Below are 16,424 nucleotides of genomic sequence, written 5' to 3' on the forward strand. Positions count from 1 at the left end.
AGTTAAAAAAGCATTTAATTTTTTTCAATTTAAGCTTTTTGCTAAACGTTTAATTGATAATTTTGTCATTGCGAGCCTTCGCCCAACCGGCGGCAACTTGGCAGCGCGGACAAAGGGCGTGAATAGAAGCAATGGTTTCAACATGACCGCAATGCCGACAAGCATAAGGCTGATTGGGGGTAATGGTGGTTACTTTTTCATATTCTTCAGGGAAAATTGGTAGCCCAAAACCCACCTCGTCATCAGCAAATAGCAAAATGCTAAACTCGCCATCGGTTTCAAGCAGCCCCACTTCGACTTGCCCCAAATGGCGGATGCCTTGTTGGCGCATTTCAGCAAAAAAGTCATCGTTTGACATGCTGCCGCCGCTGAGCTCTTTTAGCACCAATTTGCCGTCTTTGACAATGTAGGTCGGCTCACCCTCCAAAAGTCGCTCAATCGGCTTAAATTTTGTCGTAAGCCACGTACAAAGGTGATACAAGCCGATGACAAGGCTCATAATCAGTAGCGCCTGAATCAGTGGCAAATCCTCGGTAAACATTGGGTCACCGGCAATTGAGCCTAAGGATACGATGATGACCAATTCAAAAATGGACAGCTGACGGATACCGCGCTTGCCGGTAAAGCGCAAAAATAAAAACACCATCGAGTACATAATGACGGTGCGAATGGCAATCTCGGCGGCAAACTCCCAAGTGGTGTCATAAATAAAAATGTCAAACCAATTCACAAAAGTCCTCGCAAGCAAACGCTGTTACCTAAGCCCACTGTTACAAAACAACAAGAATTTAGCCATTATAAAATTAGGTTAACCCATCATAATAGAAAAGTTTTCAATACTTAGTATTGATTTCGTCCACTACAAAATATTTATTACTTATCCTCAATAATCATTAACAATAAGGTCGAGCTATGGTTGAATTTAAACATAAAAACTTTAATGAGCTGTTTGATTTATCAGGAAAAACAGCGATTGTCACCGGCGGTGCCAACGGTATTGGTAAAGCCACGGCGCTAAGACTGGCGCAAGCGGGCGCGGATGTGGTCATTGCCGATTTAAAACTAAAAGATGCCGAGGAAGCCGTAAAAGAAATTGAAAGCTTTGGCGTCAAAGGTCTTGCCGTTGAATGCAATATTTTAAAAGATGAAGATTTGGTTGCCCTTGTTGAAAAAACGGTGGATACCTTTGGAACGGTTAATATTTTAATCAATAACGCCGGCGGCGGTGGCGGCGGTCGTGAAAATCCATTTCATATTACCGTTGATGAGTTTCGCCGCGACTTTGAATTGAACGTCTTTAGCGCTTGGCGACTGTGTCAGCTTTGCGTGCCGTACATGAAGCACTCCGGCTACGGCTCAATCGTTATCACCACCTCGATGTCAAGCATTGATAAAAGTCCGAACATGAGCGGCTACGGCTCGTCAAAAGCGGCGGTTAACCACATGGTCGAAAACTTGGCGCACGATTTTGGTCCTGAAGTCCGGATCAATGCCGTGGGTCCTGGTGCCACGCGAACCGACGCCCTGCGCTCCGTGCTCACCCCTGAAATTGAACAAAGAATGCTCTCGCATACGCCGATTAAGCGCTTAGGCGAGGCGGATGACATCGCCGGTGCGATGCTGTATTTTGCCGCGCCTGTGTCCGAGTGGGTCAGCGGTCAGATTATTTTTGTCAATGGCGGCGGCGTGCAAACGCTTGAATAAGCTTTGTTTTGGTTAAATAAAAAAGCGCTGACGGTTTAAATGATAGGTCGGCGCTTTTTTTAATGGTTATCAAAATGATTTTAGCGTTAAACTGGATTTGCCAAGGCGTTTTGTTCGCTTCGGTGCCATTCATAAAGCCCAACGATGGCGTTAATTTGATAAATGATTGTTTGAATGGCGAAAATATAATTGCCGGACATTAAATTGACAATCAGCCAAACAAAATTGACCACAATCCAAAGCCACCAGTTAAATGAATAACGCAAAATCATAGCGGCTTGCGCGGTGATGGACAGCACAAAGGCAATGACGTTAATCCAAAAAAACGAAATAAACCCTAAAAATAAGCTATTGTCATCTTCAACCACCGCAAAGCCGTATTTGGCAAGCAGCGCGTTAACGGTTGGAAACAGCAGCAGCCCAATGATAATAAAGCTTGCGGTGACCAGCCAAACCCATTTATTGGCAGATTTTGGAATCATATCGCCATCGCTATCGGTGTGCTTTGACCAATAAAATAGCCCGTAAGCATGAGTAAAAAAGTTAAATAAGGGCGCGAGCATCAATCCAACCGCGCCTGAGGTGGCTTGAACGACGACTTCGCCTGCCGTTGCCGCCATGCCAAAGCCATTTCCGGCAACATTTTTGCGAAACGACAGCGACACCACGCAAATAAGACCAATAAACGAGACGATTAAATAAAACCAATCAAGGGCTAAATGCTCCGTCGTTACCCAAAATCCGGCGAAAAGCGCCAAAACCCCGCAAATAAACCAAATAATCATCCACGGCGTTGCCCATTTTCCGGTGATGTTGTCTAAAAGCTGAATTCGCATAAAGGTTTTTCCTTTGTTATTATTGTTAAATTTTTTTTGTATTTTTAACTTACTTTTTTAAGATAAACTTATCGATAAAGGCAATGGCTTCAAAATAGCGCGCGTCATAATCGGGCTTATCAATTAAAAAAGGGGTGATTTGATGACGCTCAAAAATATCTAATAACCGCTGCTCAAAGCGCGCTCTGGCGTCCGTACTTCCAAGCGAGCGCATACCGTCAGCAACCCAAGGCGTGTTGTTGTCCAGCATGATGGTAAAATCAAGGCGAAACTCATCAATGCAAGCCGCCACAAACGGATGAGTTCGCCCCTCATATTCTTCGCAAAAAGCTTGCGTGGTCACAAAGTCGGTATCCACAAGCGTAATCGGGGCGGTAGCATTGGCGCGCGCTTCGCGGATAGCGCTGGCATGATTGAGCGCAATCGGGGCGTAATCGCTATATTGCAGTCCAATCTCGCTGCCGCCCAAGTCCGTGCCGACATAAAGCCTGCCCATTTCAAGCGCCAAGCTTGCGCCATAATAATTGGCAAGTTTATAAACGAGCGTGGTTTTGCCTGAGCTTTCGCCGCCGACAATTGCCACGGTTTTGGTATAGTCGCGGCGTGCTACCGGATGAATGGCGTCCCAATTTGCGATTGGATTTTTTGCGATGGCTTGGGCGTTAAACTCCGGCTCATTTGGTGTGGTCATGACCTTTAAAATAAGATTTGGCGCAATATCAGGATTTGCAAGTGGATGCGCCGCATCGGTAAATAGCACGCTGTCGGGTGGTAGCGCTAACGTCTCAATGACGAAGTTTAGCTTTTGGTTGGTCAGCTCGGTATCAACGTGAATGTTATCTTGCGGCTCATGAACGGGCAATTCCAGCGAGTCCAAAATACGAATCTGGATAAATGGCAACTCCGCGCAAGCCATCTGCAGCCAGCGCGCTTTATCTTGCAGCGTTATCTTAAAATCAGGGTTTGGGCTAGGATTTGGAACAATGACAATATGCAGCTGTTTGCAAACGCCTGCTGCCGCCAAAATACTGCGCAAGTGCCCTAAATGTAATGGCTCAAAAATTCCTATAAACACGCCTGAATCAACCATAATTTTTTCCTTTCAGTTTTTATAATTTCAAGTTTTCTAAGTTATTATTTTACTTTTTGGCTTTATTTTAGCGCATGGTAAAAGGCTTTTTGAGCGCTTGCAGGTGGCATATTGTAATTGGAACTCAAGCTTTGATAGCAAAATGTAATTTTCACCAAATTAAGAATGGTTCAAAATAGCAATTCACGCTTTATTAATCAAAAAAGTGACTTAACAGCAAAATATTATTTGAGAATGATAATTTCTTAAATTTTCCTAAAAATATTTAAGAAATAAGGGCGTAACAAAGTGAGGTTTGAAACATTTTGAAATATCATTGTAAAATCAGGAAGTTACAAGCAAAAATGACAGATTAAGGCAACGTTGTGTAGCATAATCTCACAAACTACCCGTAGAGCATCAACAGTTAATTGTCCATTGTTTGCTATACTTAGTCTTAAGTTGATTAAGCAATTGCTTTAAGTAAAAGTATCAAAAGCCGTAACGATTGCGGAACAAGCAGAACAAAAAGCCAGATACGGTTTTAATAAGTTAATTTATAAAGGGTGGCAGCGTTGGCAAAACTGGTAAAACTTCATCGCTCAAGAAAAAATCGTCTGCTGGCAGGCGTGATGGGCGGAATTGCGGAATATTTTGGTTGGTCGCCGATGTGGGTTCGCATTTTATTTGTGGTGATATCTTCCATGAGTGTTGCGGTTCCGGGAATTTTGATTTATCTCATTCTTTGGATTGTGATGCCAAATGCTTCAGCGGACTCTTACCAAGAGCCCTATTCGGACAACCGTTATCGGTAATCGAGCAATGGTAAGATTAGCAATTTTAAAACTAACTAACTAAGCAATCTAAGCAATAAAAAACAAAAAGCCTGATGCAACAGGATGACCGCAATAACCTTTTCCTCCTGCCCAGATGTTCACGCATCTGGGTATTTTTTTGTGCGTTTTTTAAGGCAAGTTTTTTGATGAAATAAGCGCTTAGTAAAGTTTTTTACGCAGAGTTGGCGGCAAATATGGAAAATTGGCGCGATTTTTAGTAAGGTGAGCGAGGATAATTTGGTTGCAAAATCGCGATTTAGACAAAGCTGCCAAATTAATTAATTTTATTGGTTTTTTATTCAAAATGGCGTTTTTATGACATCCCAAGATACGGCATCAACTAAGGCTTCGCCCTTGAGTTTTCAAGATTTGATTTTAACGTTGCAAAATTATTGGGCGCAAAAAGGCTGCGTGGTGCTTCAGCCTTATGATTTGGAGGTGGGGGCAGGGACGTTTCATACGGCAACGTTTTTGCGGGCGCTTGGTCCTGAGCGCTGGAACGCCGCTTACGTTCAGCCGTCGCGCCGACCAACGGATGGCAGATATGGCAATAACCCAAACCGCTTGCAGCATTATTATCAGTTTCAAGTGGTGCTAAAGCCCAATCCGCCAAACATTCAAGAGCTGTATTTAGGCTCGCTTGTGGCGATTGGCATTGATCCGTTGGTTCATGACATCCGCTTTGTTGAGGACAACTGGGAGTCGCCAACGCTTGGCGCTTGGGGGCTTGGTTGGGAGATTTGGCTTAACGGCATGGAGGTGACTCAGTTTACCTATTTTCAGCAGGTCGGCGGTCTTGAGTGTTTTCCGGTAACGGGCGAGATCACCTACGGTCTTGAGCGCTTGGCGATGTATGTCCAAGGCGTGGACAGTGTTTACGATTTGGTTTGGGCGGATGGCGAGTTTGGTCGAGTGACCTACGGCGATGTGTTCCATCAAAATGAGGTGGAGCAATCGACCTATAACTTTGAGCATGCCGATGTTGCCAAAATGTTTGAGCTGTTTGATTTTTATGAGGCGCAAGCGGACAGTTTGGTCGATAAAGAATTGCCCCTGCCAGCGTATGAGATGGTGCTTAAAGCCTCGCACGCGTTTAACCTGCTTGATGCTCGCGGCGCAATTTCAGTCACCGAGCGTCAGCGCTTTATTTTGCGCGTTCGCACCCTTGCTCGAAAAGTGGCAAGCGGCTACGTCAAAGCGCGAGCAAAATTGGGCTTTCCGTTAGCAGATGAGGCTCATCGTCAAGCCGCCCTTGATAAGTATTTGCCAAATGAAAACGAGAATAACGAAAAAGAAGGCGATGAAAAAAAGGGCAGCAAAAAAGCAAAAATCAAAACCGAAACCGAAACCAATCAAACAGCAAGCAATTAGGAGCAGCCCATGAGTACCATTTTATTTGAACTTGGGTGTGAAGAGCTGCCACCAAAAAGCCTAAAAACGCTTCGCGATGCGCTAACCAATAGCGTCAGCGAGCAATTAACCGCCGCAAATATTGCCTTTGATGAGATTAAAGCCTTTGCTGCACCGCGCCGCTTAGCGCTACAAATCTTTGGCGTAAGTGATAAGCAGCCTGACAGAACTGAGCAAAAACGCGGTCCTGCGATAAAAGCGGCGTTTGATACTGAGGGCAACCCAACGCGAGCGGCAATGGGATTTGCTAAAGGTTTGGGCATTGAGGCAAGCGATTTAATCACCATTCACACTGATAAAGGCGATTACGTTGGCTTTGAGCAAACTGTTCATGGTCAAGCGACTACTGAGTTGCTGCCGAACATCTTTCAAACGGCGCTGGATAATCTGCCGATTGCCAAACGCATGCGTTCAGGGGCCAATAAAGACGAGTTTGTCAGACCGGTAAAATGGCTCATTTTGATGCAAGATGACGCTATTATTCCGGCGACCATTCAAGGGCTCACCTCAGGGCAAATGACCGACCAAGGCTGGCAAACAGGAAGCCGAACGCTCGGTCATCGTTTTCATTCCCCAGATGTGCTTGAAATTAATCACGCCGATGATTATGAAAGCGTCCTTGAAAATGCCAAAGTCATTGCCGATTTTGACAAGCGTCAATCGCGGATTCATAACCAAGTTAAAGCCTTAGCTACCGAAGTTGGCGCAGAGTCCATCATTCCGCAGGATTTGCTTGATGAAGTCACCGCGCTTGTTGATTTCCCCATCGCCCTTCGCGCAAGCTTTGAGCCGCGATTTTTGCAAGTGCCGCAAGAAGCGCTGATTTCCACCATGCAAGCCGACCAAAAGTATTTTTGCTTGACTGATAGCGATGGCAAATTGCAGCCGTACTTTATTTTTATCACCAATATTGAATCCAAAGACCCGCGCCAAATCATCGAGGGTAATGAAAAAGTCGTTCGACCCCGTCTAGCGGATGCCGAATTTTTCTTTTTACAAGACCAAAAGCAGCCTTTAGTCAATCTCACTGAAAGCTTAAAATCACGAGTTTTCCAAGAGCAATTGGGAACGATTTGGGACAAGTCTGAGCGCGTTGCTAAGCTTGCCGCTTTTATCGCGAGATTATTACAAGAGCAAAACCTTGATATCAGCATTGACGATACCGTTCGTGCGGCAATGCTTGCCAAAGCAGATTTGGCAAGTACGCTTGTCAATGAGTTTCCAGAGCTGCAAGGGATTGCTGGCACGTATTACGCGCGCTTAAATGGCGAAACCGAAGCAGTTGCCGCAAGTCTTGAGGAGCAATATTTACCCAAGTTTAGCGGTGATGCGCTGCCAAAAACGCCGGTTGGCATTAGCCTTGCCTTAGCGGATCGCCTTGACACGTTGGTGGGAATTTTTGCGATTAATCAAGCGCCAACAGGGTCAAAAGATCCGTTCAGTCTTCGCCGCGCTGCCATTGGTATTTTGCGGATTTTGATTGAAAAGCAGTTGCCGATTAATTTGGTTGCCTTAGTTGAGCAAGCGATTAAAAATTATGTGGCAAGCAATCCTGCACTGATGTCAAACATGGGCGAAACCTTTACCCAAGTCATGGCATTTTTAAACTCGCGCTATCGGGCGATGTATACCGAGCAAGGCGTAAGCGCGCCGACCATTCAAGCGGTTCAAGCGATTAATCCGCATATGCCGCTTGACTTTGACCAACGTATCCGCGCCGTTCAAGCGTTTAGTCAGTTGCCGCAAGCATTGCGATTGGCAGATTCCAACAAGCGCGTGGCAAATATTTTGGCAAAATCAGAAACGCCGGTGAACGATAGCGTTAACGAAGCGCTATTGACCGAAGCTGCCGAAAAAGATTTGTTTGCTGCCGTAAATCAAGCGAAGCAATCGGTTGCGCCGCTGCTTGAAGCTGCCGATTACACCGCAATTTTGCAGCAGCTTGCCAGCCTTGATTTACCATTGACCGCGTTTTTTGACCACGTGATGGTCAATAGCGACGATGAGCAGTTAAAAAACAACCGCTTAGCATTGTTAAAGCAAGTTCGGGTGCTGTTTTTAACCGTTGCCGACATTAGCGAGCTGCAAATGTAATCGGTGGTATTTTTTATAGGGTTAAAAAAAAACTGGCGTTCGGCGCCAGTTTTTTGGTTAAGATAAGCGTAAAAGGCAACGGTTTTTAAAAGGAGCAAATCATGGGAGCAGTCATTTTAGTCATGCTCATAATTTGGGCGGTCATGTGGGGCTTTTATAAATTTATGTACCCAAAGCCGCCCAAACATATGCTGCCGCAGCAAGGCGACATCATCACCCCGCGCCGTTGCAATTATTGCAATCACAGCCTAGCAGAATATCGCGGCGTTTTAGAACCCACCGACAATAGTGATGCGCCGTTATTTTTTTGCAATTATGAGCACCAAGCCGATTACCACGCCGGTAAATCCTATCAGCCCTAACGCTACTGATAGGCGGTTTTATCAAGCTTAAGCAGGGTTTGGTAACATGGTTTTGGCATCGCTGATGATTTTATTGAGCAAGGTTTGTGCTTGCTGATTGCTATTTTTATCGTTTGATGCCGATTTTTCTTGACTGTTCATTTTTTCAAATAAGTTTAAGCACGCCAATACCAGTAAGTTTTCTTGGCTGATAGAGGGCGCGCTATTTTTAATGTCCATGGCAAAGTTATTGATGTAATAAACGGCGGCGCGCAAATCTTCTTCTTCGTGAACGGGGCACATTACCGCATAAGTGACACCGGCAATCACAATGCTGACTCGTTTCAGCTGTGGTTGTTCGGGCTGTTGGTCTTGGGCTGGGGTTGGCTGGTCGGTCATGATAAGTCCTAAAATAAATCACTGATAAAATAAAAATGGCGCTGACATTAAGCAATTACGCCTCAGCTTGGTCGATGATGGTTAAGCGGTTGAGTACCACTTGGGTGCGTTCAGCGGCAAGGCGATTTTTTTCTTGCAAATCGCGGTTTTGCTGAGTCAGCGCCTCATTTTTTTCGCTTAATTCTTGATTTTGGGCTTCAAGCTTTTGATTGTGCTCTTGTAGGCTTGCCAACTGACTTTGTAGCGTATCTTGCTCACCACTTAACGCTCTGTGCGACTCGGCTAAGCTTTGATAGCGGCTTTTGAGCTCATCCAAGCGCTTTTTATAGCTGCCAAGCTCAGCAATACCGTTGTTAAGCTGATTTTTAAGGGCGGTTAATTCCTTTGGATTGGCAACAGGCTTTTGTTTGAGCCGTGCCAACTCTTCATTTTGTAAATCGTGCTGCTGTTTTAATTGTAAAATAATGGCTTCGAGCGTTTGCAGTTGTTCATACATGATGGGGTTGACCTTAAATAAAAAGAAAAAGGGCGATTAAAATCCGTGCCGATATAATTTATTGAATGGCGCTAATCAAATCATAGGCGCTTGCGGTTTAATAATGCCATAGGTGACCACATAATAGCTATATTGTGATGGCAATTTGCGCCCGATTGCGCGATTTTGGTCAACAATGATGAACGTGGTAATCTTTTTTTGCCATTTATTTACGAAGTTAAGGTGGTTTTGATGAATGATAACATTTCTGGCTGGAATGATTGGCAACAAGCGATTGAAGATTGGAGCGATGTCAGCATCAGCGAGCTTCATGGTTTAATGTCGGGGCTGATGACGGCTTGCAATGCTCCTAGCGAGGACGTTTGGGCGCAGGTTTTAGAGGAGTTAAGCTTTGCGCCATTGCCAGAAGCGGCATTAACGCTGTTAACCGAAGAGGCGGAAGATACGGTATTTCAATTAAAAGACCAAGATGACGCTTATGCGTTCTCCCCACTTGTTCCTGACGATGAGCATGATTTGCTTGAGCGTATCGTCGCCCTAAAACAATGGTCAAATGGCTTTATGACCGGTTTTGGGGTCAGTGACTGCCGAATCAGCGCTGATGAAAATGAGATGCTGTCCGATTTGGCAAAAATTGGCGCCATCCGAATTGAGGATGAAGACGACTTTGAGGGCGGCGAGGAGTCATATTTGCAATTGTTTGAATTTGCGCGACTGGTTCCGGTCAGCCTCTCCACACGAAAACGCAAAGCGGTAAAAGAGTTACCGCTCATTGCAGGGCTTGCCATTGATGCAAAAACGGCAAAAGAGTACGAGGCGGAAGCAAAATCAGCTAAAGCAATTCCGCCGGTCATTGACGTGATGAATCAAAAGCGACCGTCTTAAGCGTGGCTTATAACGTCATGATAGGTTATTGAGTGAGTTTCATGATAGAGTAAGATTTTGCGACTCAACACAATAACCAAAAAAGGAAGTCATAATGAGAAGCCACGTCCAAGAAAAAAATAATGTCCAAACGCCCCAGTTAACCGATGACGACATGAGCCATTTGCGCCGCTGTATTGAGCTTGCCCGCGAGGCGCTTGAGGCCGGCGATGAGCCGTTTGGCAGCGTTTTGGTCAGCGGCGAGGGTCGCGTGCTTCGTGAAGACCGCAACCGTGCCCATTCCAAAAACCCAACCTATCATCCAGAAATTGCGGTGGCGCGTTGGGCGGCGGAAAATATGCCGGCAAGTGACCGCAAAGATGCCGTCGTGTTTACCTCAGGCGAGCATTGCGCGATGTGCTCGGCGGCGCACGCTTGGGCGGGGCTTGGTCGCATCGTTTATATCAGCTCGATGGCTCAGCTTGACGAGTGGGCAAAAGAGTTTGGCGTAACCACAGGCTCGCCAATCAGCCCCCTTGCTATCCATGACGTTGCGCCAAATATCGTGGTTGAGGGTCCTGTTGAGCCGTTGGTTGCCGAGGTCAAAGCGCTACAAAAACAAGCTTTGATAAAGCACCAAAATTGAGTTGGGCTTACAGTTTACGCTTAAGGAGCAATCATGACGTTAACCATTAGTGAAAACAGCTCAGTGGTAAAAAGTAGCCAACGGCAAGCGTACCCGAGCGATAGCCTAGCTTGGCTGACCCGATTAATCGCTTTTGACACGGTCAGCCGCCATTCAAACCTTGCGCTGATTCATGACGTTCAAGGCTATTGCCAAGCTTTAGGACTTGAAGTTACGCTCAGCTTTAATGATCAAAAAGACAAAGCCAACTTATTTGTCACGGTGAAAGCAGGAGCGCAGCAAGATATTGTTTCAGGCGGTATTGTGCTGTCTGGTCATACCGATGTTGTCCCCGTTGATGGTCAAGACTGGTCCTCACAGCCCTTTAGTGCGGTGGTTAAAGACGGCAAGCTGTTTGGTCGCGGTGCTTGCGATATGAAAGGCTTTATTGCTTGTTTGCTGACCCTTTTGCCAAAAGCGGTCGACTTATCCAATCAAGGAAAACTCAAAAAGCCGCTGCATCTGGCATTGTCCTTTGATGAAGAGGTTGGCTGTTTAGGCGCGCCGCTGATTTTAGCGGATTTAAAAGCTCGCGGAATTCAGCCGGATTATTGTATCGTTGGCGAGCCGACCAACATGAAAATGGTCACCGCTCACAAAGGCATTGCCGTTTATCGCTGCCGAGTCCATGGCAAATCGGCGCATTCGTCGTTGACCAATCAGGGCGTTAATGCCATCAGTTACGCCAGCCGATTGGTCGCGTTTGTTGATGACTTGGCAGAAGATTTAAAATCGCGTGATGACATTGATGAAGTGTTTGACGTGCCATTTGCCACCTTGTCCGTCGGCACGATTTCGGGCGGAACGGCAACCAATATCGTCCCCAATCTTTGCGAATTTACCTTTGATTACCGCAATTTACCGCACATGACCCAAGACGATATCGTCATTCCTATCAAAAGTAAAATCGCTGAGCTTAATCAGCAAATGCAAGCGCGCGCTCCTGAAACCAAGATTGAATTGCTAAAAGAAGAAGGCGTTCCGGCGATGACCGACCGCGATAGCGCGCAATTGCAAGAGCTTATTGCCGCGCTCGTTGACGATGATAATCGCCATAAAGTGGCTTATGCTACCGAAGGCGGTCAATTTACCGAAGCCGGAATCCCAACCATCATTTGCGGCCCGGGTAGCATTGAGCAGGCGCATAAGCCGGACGAATTTGTTGAAATCAGCCAAATCGAGCGCTGCGATACTTTTTTACAAAAATTGCTTGAAGGCTTAAGCATTTAACTGTTTTTGCAAACTTTGCGGTTAAAAACGCGCCGTTAAAAATAGTCGCAATTTTGACTGTTCATTTAACGATAAATTATGCTTTAATAGAATAAGCACCGTCTTTATGGCGGTGCTTGTTTTTTTTCGATAACGGTTAAATAAATTGCAAAGGTTTGGGAGCGCGTGATGTCTTGGCATTGGTTTTTGGTGTTTTTTGCCAGTACGTTTTTGGTGTCGGCAACGCCGGGCCCAAATATGCTGCTTGCCTTTCAATATGGTCTTAATTATGGCGTGAAAAAAACGCTTTGGACGCTGGCGGGACTGAGCGTTGGGCTGTTTATTTTGCTGCTATCAACCTTGCTTGGTTTGGATGTTATCAGCCGGCAGTCGCCGTGGATTTTGCTACTGATTAAAGCTATTGGCGGTATTTATTTGCTTTATCTTGGGATTTTAGCTTGGCGCGACACCAGTCCGTCAAGCCTTGCCAAAGACGCCCAAGCGTTGGAAGACTCAGTAAATAGCGAGGGCAATTTTGAGCCAGTCGCCAAAAGTGTATCCGCTGCTGCCGTCAGTTTTGCGCCGCCGCCACGAACGTTATTTAAAACCGGCGTTTGGGTGGCGCTGTCAAATCCAAAAGCCATTTTATTTTTTGCTGCTTTTTTCCCTAAGTTTATCAACTTTAAAGCGCCGCTTTGGTCGCAATATATTGTGCTGACGATCGGACTGTTTGTGAGCGAAACCATCTGGCAGCTGATTTACACTAGCGGCGGCAAAAAGCTGTCGGGCTGGCTTGATGTGGGCGAGCGACTGCTTTGGCTTAATCGTGGCTGCGGCGTGATTTTTATGCTGATTGCTATCGCGTTATTGGTTGAGGTTGTCGGAAATATATTGTAATTCATTGTTTTAATTAAGATTAATTAAAGCTAAGTTTAAATAGTTATTGCGTGAACTATTGAAAAGCCTTATAATTGTTCATCCGCTTTGTTAAATACCTTTTAATTTAGCAAAACCATCTTTTACCCCGCTAGTTTTTCAAATTAGCCCAACCTAAGGAGGACTCGAAATGCCGCAATTAACGCCCGTAGAATTGTCATCGTCGTTGATTAAAATCATGTTGGAGAACTCGCTAGGATTTGGGTTCGCAAAATAATAAGTCCAAGCTTATTTTAATCGCTTGCTTATTTTCTTTTTCCAACTGATTTTTTCAATTCCAAGACGATGTTGCGCTGGTTTATTGCTGTAGCAATAGCCAAGATTTTTTGTGGTCTTTTTTGCTTAAGTTTTAATCGTTTTTTAATAAGTAGCCTGTAATCAATGGCATTTAAACGGTTAATGAAATTAATTCATAAGCAAATTTTGACCCATCGTATAATGGGAATTTGAATCAATGAGTGTTCAACTTATTTTAAATGAGTCCGGCAAGCAAGGCGTTCCGGTGAAAATCTTTACCAAAGACGTCGAGCAAGGCGCGATGAATCAGCTTCATGCCCTCTCACAGCTTGATTTCATTCACTCGCATATCGCGGTGATGCCGGACGTTCATTTGGGCATTGGCGCAACCGTGGGTAGCGTGATTCCGACCAAATCGGCGATTATTCCGGCAGCGGTTGGCGTAGATATCGGCTGCGGAATGAATGCGATTCGCTTGTCTTTAAAGGCGTCCGATTTGCCCGAAAACCTAAAGCCGTTAAGGCTTGCCATTGAAAGCGCCGTTCCGGTAGGGTTTGAGTTTCATAAACAAATCAAAGCCAAAATGTCGACGCTTGACCCGCTTGGTAAACGCTTAAAGCTGATTACCGATAAGCACGCCGGACTGCTGAAAATGGTCAAAAACTTTGACCAAACTTGGGCGCGGCAGCTTGGAACGCTGGGTAGCGGCAACCATTTTATTGAGCTTTGTTTGGATGAAAATCAAGACGTTTGGGTGATGCTGCATTCGGGCAGTCGCGGGATTGGCAACGCCATCGGGCGCTATTTTATTAATTTGGCAAAAAAAGAGCAGCAGTCGCGATTTGGTCACGTTCCTGACCGCGATTTGTCCTATTTTGCAGAAGGCTCAAACAGCTTTACCGATTATGTCGAGGCGGTCGATTGGGCGCAGGATTATGCGCTCGCCAACCGCCGCGAGATGATGGCGCTGGTGCTTAAAGCAATTAGTTCGCCAAAAGCAGGCTTGCCGCCGTTTGTGCCGACCAAAGAGGCGATTAATTGCCATCATAACTATGTCAATGAAGAGCGGCATTTTGGTGAGCAGGTATTTGTCACTCGCAAAGGGGCGATTAGCGCCAATAGCGGCGAGTTTGGGATTATTCCCGGTTCAATGGGCGCAAAGTCCTTTATCGTTCGCGGTCTTGGCAACAGCGAGTCGTTTTGTTCGTGCTCGCATGGGGCAGGGCGCAAAATGAGCCGAAGCAAAGCGGCGCGCGTGTTTAGCGTCGATGAGCTTGCCGAGCAAACCGCAGGCGTTGAGTGCCGAAAAGACAAAGGCGTGATTGACGAAATCCCCGGCGCTTATAAAGACATCGACGAGGTGATGGCAAACCAAGCCGATTTGGTGGAAGTCGTCCACACGCTCAAGCAAGTCATGTGCGTTAAAGGCTAGTATCAATACAACAATAATAAATGTAAAAAAGGAGGCATCATGAGCCTAAAGCAATCGCTCAAACTTGCCCGTCAACTTGAGCAACAAAATTTGCCTTTGCAGATCAAAGCAAGAAACGCCATCGCGCAAAATCCTTTGCTTAAAAAGGGTGGCGTTCATGATAAAGAAAATCCGGTGCAGCTAACCCGCCGCCGCCGAAAAGCGGTGAAGTGTGAGCTTCGTAAAACCAATTGGTTGGCGGATTAATTTGTTAAATAATTTTTATAATAAAAAGGCCGTTCTAATTCAGAGCGGCTTTTTTAATGGTTGTTAATTTGATGATTTTTTAAAAGTAAATTTAAAGCAAATTTAAGCTAAAACCTCTTCAATTTCACCTTTGACCATGTGCGGGCTGACAAAATCGGTGACGCGAACGCTGACGATTTTGCCAAGTAAGTTTTCCATTTCGTCTTCTGCAAACGGGAACATCACGGTTCGGGTATTGTCTGCCGTACCAATGAGGCAATCCGGATGGCGGTCGGCGATTTGCTCAACCAACACGCGAACGCTTTTGCCGACCATCTCATGAGTCTTGGCAAGGGTTGAGTCAACAATCACTTTTTGGAAGATGGCTAAGCGCTCTTTTTTGGTGGCAAAGCTGACATCATCAGGCAGTTCAGCAGCAGGAGTCCCCGGGCGTTTGGAATAAATAAAGCTGTAGGAGTGGTCAAAATCTAAAGCTTTAGCTAAGTTCAACGTATCTTCAAAATCGGCATCCGTTTCCCCAGGGAAACCAATAATAAAGTCGCTTGATAAATACAAATCAGGTCGGATAGTTTTTAACTTATTGATTTGGTTAATATAAACGTCAATAGTATGGTTGCGCTTCATCGCTGCTAAAATCGCGTTCGAGCCGCTTTGAACCGGCAAATGCAAGTGTGACACCAGTTCCGGCAATTTGGCATAAGCGTCGATGATGTCATCGGTAAATTCAAGCGGATGGCTTGTGGTAAAGCGGATGCGCTCGACGCCATCGATATGCGAGACGTAATGTAAAAGCTCAGCAAAGCGGCAAATGCTGCCGTCGTCTTTTTCGCCGCGATAGCCGTTGACGTTTTGACCCAAAAGGTTGATTTCGCGGATACCTTGCGCGGCAAGGGAGTCGATTTCGGCGAGCACATCATCAAGCGGTCGCGATAATTCTTCGCCACGAGTGTAGGGCACGACGCAAAATGAGCAGTATTTTGAGCAGCCTTCCATGATGGACACAAAGGCTTTAAAGCCCTCAACGCGTGGCTCAGGCAAAAAGTCAAACTTTTCAATGCTTGGAAACGACACATCAATCGTGCCGATGCGGTTTTTTGGGGCAATGTCTTGCTGCTCTTGGGATTTGTCATAAAGCTCAGGCAAGCGGTGCAAGGTTTGCGGACCAAAAACCATATCAACATAGGGCGCGCGTTTTTGGATATTGTCGCCTTCTTGCGACGCCACGCAGCCGCCAACGCCGATGACCAAGTCAGGGCGTTTTTCTTTCAATTTTCGCCAGCGCCCCAATTCTGAAAACACTTTTTCTTGTGCTTTTTCGCGGATGGAGCAGGTGTTCATGAGTAAAACGTCGGCTTCATCGATGTTGTCGGTCACTTCCATGCCATGCGAGTCGCCAAGAACGTCGAGCATTTTGCCGGAGTCATAGACGTTCATCTGACAGCCTTGGGTGGTGACAAACACTTTTTTGGGCTTGGCATCACCATCACTGCTGGGCATCAGCGCTGCGGCTTTTGCAGGGGCGGCGGCGGGAACGTGCTGACGGGGGTCAAAGACGGAAACACTCATATTGGCATCCAATGGCTAACCGGCAAGGCAAATGCTTGCCACAATCAAAATTATAGGCGGCATA

General features: G+C 45.9%; 17 protein-coding genes. 11 read left to right on the top strand and 6 right to left on the bottom strand.

From position 1 onward, the window contains the following. Positions 1-49: 49 nt before the first annotated feature. Positions 50-730, bottom strand: a complete 681-nt coding sequence (locus ACZ5XY_RS07865) for a YetF domain-containing protein (RefSeq protein WP_464740536.1) — start codon at positions 728-730, stop codon at positions 50-52. A 182-nt stretch (positions 731-912) separates the two neighbouring features. Here ACZ5XY_RS07865 and ACZ5XY_RS07870 point away from each other — a divergent pair, with 182 nt between their 5' ends. After that, on the top strand, positions 913-1,704 hold the full coding sequence (locus tag ACZ5XY_RS07870) for a glucose 1-dehydrogenase (RefSeq protein ID WP_464740538.1): 792 nt from the start codon (positions 913-915) through the stop codon (positions 1,702-1,704). A gap of 86 nt (positions 1,705-1,790) precedes the next feature. Here ACZ5XY_RS07870 and pnuC read toward each other — a convergent pair whose 3' ends face one another. Together pnuC and nadR are read right to left on the bottom strand one after the other, a co-directional pair. Next, complete coding sequence (pnuC, locus tag ACZ5XY_RS07875) at positions 1,791-2,540, bottom strand: nicotinamide riboside transporter PnuC (RefSeq protein ID WP_464740540.1); 750 nt, start codon at positions 2,538-2,540, stop codon at positions 1,791-1,793. A gap of 49 nt (positions 2,541-2,589) precedes the next feature. After that, positions 2,590-3,630, bottom strand: coding sequence for a multifunctional transcriptional regulator/nicotinamide-nucleotide adenylyltransferase/ribosylnicotinamide kinase NadR (gene nadR / locus ACZ5XY_RS07880; protein WP_464740542.1), 1,041 nt, complete (start codon positions 3,628-3,630; stop codon positions 2,590-2,592). Positions 3,631-4,184: 554 nt separating this feature from the next. Here nadR and ACZ5XY_RS07885 point away from each other — a divergent pair. The 4 genes from ACZ5XY_RS07885 (at position 4,185) to ACZ5XY_RS07900 (ending at position 8,311) form a co-directional block, all read left to right on the top strand. After that, the gene (locus tag ACZ5XY_RS07885; protein ID WP_464740544.1) at positions 4,185-4,424 is read left to right on the top strand and encodes a PspC domain-containing protein; all 240 of its coding nucleotides are present in this window, start codon (positions 4,185-4,187) and stop codon (positions 4,422-4,424) included. Between the two features lie 336 nt (positions 4,425-4,760). Further along, on the top strand, positions 4,761-5,816 hold the full coding sequence (glyQ, locus tag ACZ5XY_RS07890; protein WP_464740546.1) for a glycine--tRNA ligase subunit alpha: 1,056 nt from the start codon (positions 4,761-4,763) through the stop codon (positions 5,814-5,816). A 9-nt stretch (positions 5,817-5,825) separates the two neighbouring features. After that, positions 5,826-7,949 (top strand): glycine--tRNA ligase subunit beta, encoded by a 2,124-nt coding sequence (gene glyS, locus ACZ5XY_RS07895; RefSeq protein ID WP_464740548.1) that lies wholly within the window; start codon positions 5,826-5,828, stop codon positions 7,947-7,949. Between the two features lie 101 nt (positions 7,950-8,050). Further along, the gene (locus ACZ5XY_RS07900; RefSeq protein WP_464740550.1) at positions 8,051-8,311 is read left to right on the top strand and encodes a hypothetical protein; all 261 of its coding nucleotides are present in this window, start codon (positions 8,051-8,053) and stop codon (positions 8,309-8,311) included. A 27-nt stretch (positions 8,312-8,338) separates the two neighbouring features. On the opposite strand, the gene ACZ5XY_RS07905 is transcribed toward ACZ5XY_RS07900, so the two are convergent. Together ACZ5XY_RS07905 and ACZ5XY_RS07910 are read right to left on the bottom strand one after the other, a co-directional pair. Beyond that, positions 8,339-8,689 (bottom strand): cell division protein ZapA, encoded by a 351-nt coding sequence (locus ACZ5XY_RS07905; protein ID WP_464740552.1) that lies wholly within the window; start codon positions 8,687-8,689, stop codon positions 8,339-8,341. 55 nt (positions 8,690-8,744) lie between these two features. Next, positions 8,745-9,185, bottom strand: coding sequence for a hypothetical protein (locus tag ACZ5XY_RS07910; protein WP_464740554.1), 441 nt, complete (start codon positions 9,183-9,185; stop codon positions 8,745-8,747). 231 nt (positions 9,186-9,416) lie between these two features. On the opposite strand from ACZ5XY_RS07910, the gene ACZ5XY_RS07915 reads away from it, so the two are divergent. From ACZ5XY_RS07915 to ACZ5XY_RS07940, 6 genes are all read left to right on the top strand, one after another. Next, positions 9,417-10,070, top strand: a complete 654-nt coding sequence (locus tag ACZ5XY_RS07915; RefSeq protein WP_464740556.1) for a UPF0149 family protein — start codon at positions 9,417-9,419, stop codon at positions 10,068-10,070. Positions 10,071-10,164: 94 nt separating this feature from the next. After that, complete coding sequence (locus tag ACZ5XY_RS07920; RefSeq protein ID WP_464740558.1) at positions 10,165-10,695, top strand: nucleoside deaminase; 531 nt, start codon at positions 10,165-10,167, stop codon at positions 10,693-10,695. Positions 10,696-10,728: 33 nt separating this feature from the next. Continuing rightward, on the top strand, positions 10,729-11,964 hold the full coding sequence (gene argE / locus ACZ5XY_RS07925) for an acetylornithine deacetylase (RefSeq protein WP_464740560.1): 1,236 nt from the start codon (positions 10,729-10,731) through the stop codon (positions 11,962-11,964). A gap of 168 nt (positions 11,965-12,132) precedes the next feature. Next, the gene (locus ACZ5XY_RS07930; protein WP_464740562.1) at positions 12,133-12,840 is read left to right on the top strand and encodes a LysE family translocator; all 708 of its coding nucleotides are present in this window, start codon (positions 12,133-12,135) and stop codon (positions 12,838-12,840) included. A 493-nt stretch (positions 12,841-13,333) separates the two neighbouring features. Further along, on the top strand, positions 13,334-14,548 hold the full coding sequence (locus tag ACZ5XY_RS07935) for an RtcB family protein (RefSeq protein WP_464740564.1): 1,215 nt from the start codon (positions 13,334-13,336) through the stop codon (positions 14,546-14,548). Between the two features lie 39 nt (positions 14,549-14,587). Further along, positions 14,588-14,794 carry a hypothetical protein gene (locus tag ACZ5XY_RS07940; RefSeq protein WP_464740566.1) on the top strand — a complete coding sequence of 69 codons (207 nt, stop codon included), beginning with the start codon at positions 14,588-14,590 and terminating at the stop codon, positions 14,792-14,794. Between the two features lie 102 nt (positions 14,795-14,896). Here ACZ5XY_RS07940 and miaB read toward each other — a convergent pair whose 3' ends face one another. Then, on the bottom strand, positions 14,897-16,360 hold the full coding sequence (gene miaB, locus ACZ5XY_RS07945) for a tRNA (N6-isopentenyl adenosine(37)-C2)-methylthiotransferase MiaB (RefSeq protein WP_464740568.1): 1,464 nt from the start codon (positions 16,358-16,360) through the stop codon (positions 14,897-14,899). Positions 16,361-16,424 lie beyond the last annotated feature (64 nt).

The sequence above is a fragment of the Psychrobacter sp. GTC18467 genome, from assembly GCF_055397455.1.

Coding starts and splice junctions, on each gene's coding strand:
- ACZ5XY_RS07870 (WP_464740538.1), top strand. CDS start 913: ATGGTTGAATTTAAACATAAAAACTTTAATGAGCTGTTTGATTTATCA.
- ACZ5XY_RS07930 (WP_464740562.1), top strand. CDS start 12,133: ATGTCTTGGCATTGGTTTTTGGTGTTTTTTGCCAGTACGTTTTTGGTG.
- argE (WP_464740560.1), top strand. CDS start 10,729: ATGACGTTAACCATTAGTGAAAACAGCTCAGTGGTAAAAAGTAGCCAA.
- ACZ5XY_RS07940 (WP_464740566.1), top strand. CDS start 14,588: ATGAGCCTAAAGCAATCGCTCAAACTTGCCCGTCAACTTGAGCAACAA.
- ACZ5XY_RS07900 (WP_464740550.1), top strand. CDS start 8,051: ATGGGAGCAGTCATTTTAGTCATGCTCATAATTTGGGCGGTCATGTGG.
- pnuC (WP_464740540.1), bottom strand. CDS start 2,540: ATGCGAATTCAGCTTTTAGACAACATCACCGGAAAATGGGCAACGCCG.
- nadR (WP_464740542.1), bottom strand. CDS start 3,630: ATGGTTGATTCAGGCGTGTTTATAGGAATTTTTGAGCCATTACATTTA.
- ACZ5XY_RS07915 (WP_464740556.1), top strand. CDS start 9,417: ATGAATGATAACATTTCTGGCTGGAATGATTGGCAACAAGCGATTGAA.
- ACZ5XY_RS07905 (WP_464740552.1), bottom strand. CDS start 8,689: ATGACCGACCAGCCAACCCCAGCCCAAGACCAACAGCCCGAACAACCA.
- glyS (WP_464740548.1), top strand. CDS start 5,826: ATGAGTACCATTTTATTTGAACTTGGGTGTGAAGAGCTGCCACCAAAA.
- glyQ (WP_464740546.1), top strand. CDS start 4,761: ATGACATCCCAAGATACGGCATCAACTAAGGCTTCGCCCTTGAGTTTT.
- ACZ5XY_RS07920 (WP_464740558.1), top strand. CDS start 10,165: ATGAGAAGCCACGTCCAAGAAAAAAATAATGTCCAAACGCCCCAGTTA.
- ACZ5XY_RS07910 (WP_464740554.1), bottom strand. CDS start 9,185: ATGTATGAACAACTGCAAACGCTCGAAGCCATTATTTTACAATTAAAA.
- miaB (WP_464740568.1), bottom strand. CDS start 16,360: ATGAGTGTTTCCGTCTTTGACCCCCGTCAGCACGTTCCCGCCGCCGCC.
- ACZ5XY_RS07935 (WP_464740564.1), top strand. CDS start 13,334: ATGAGTGTTCAACTTATTTTAAATGAGTCCGGCAAGCAAGGCGTTCCG.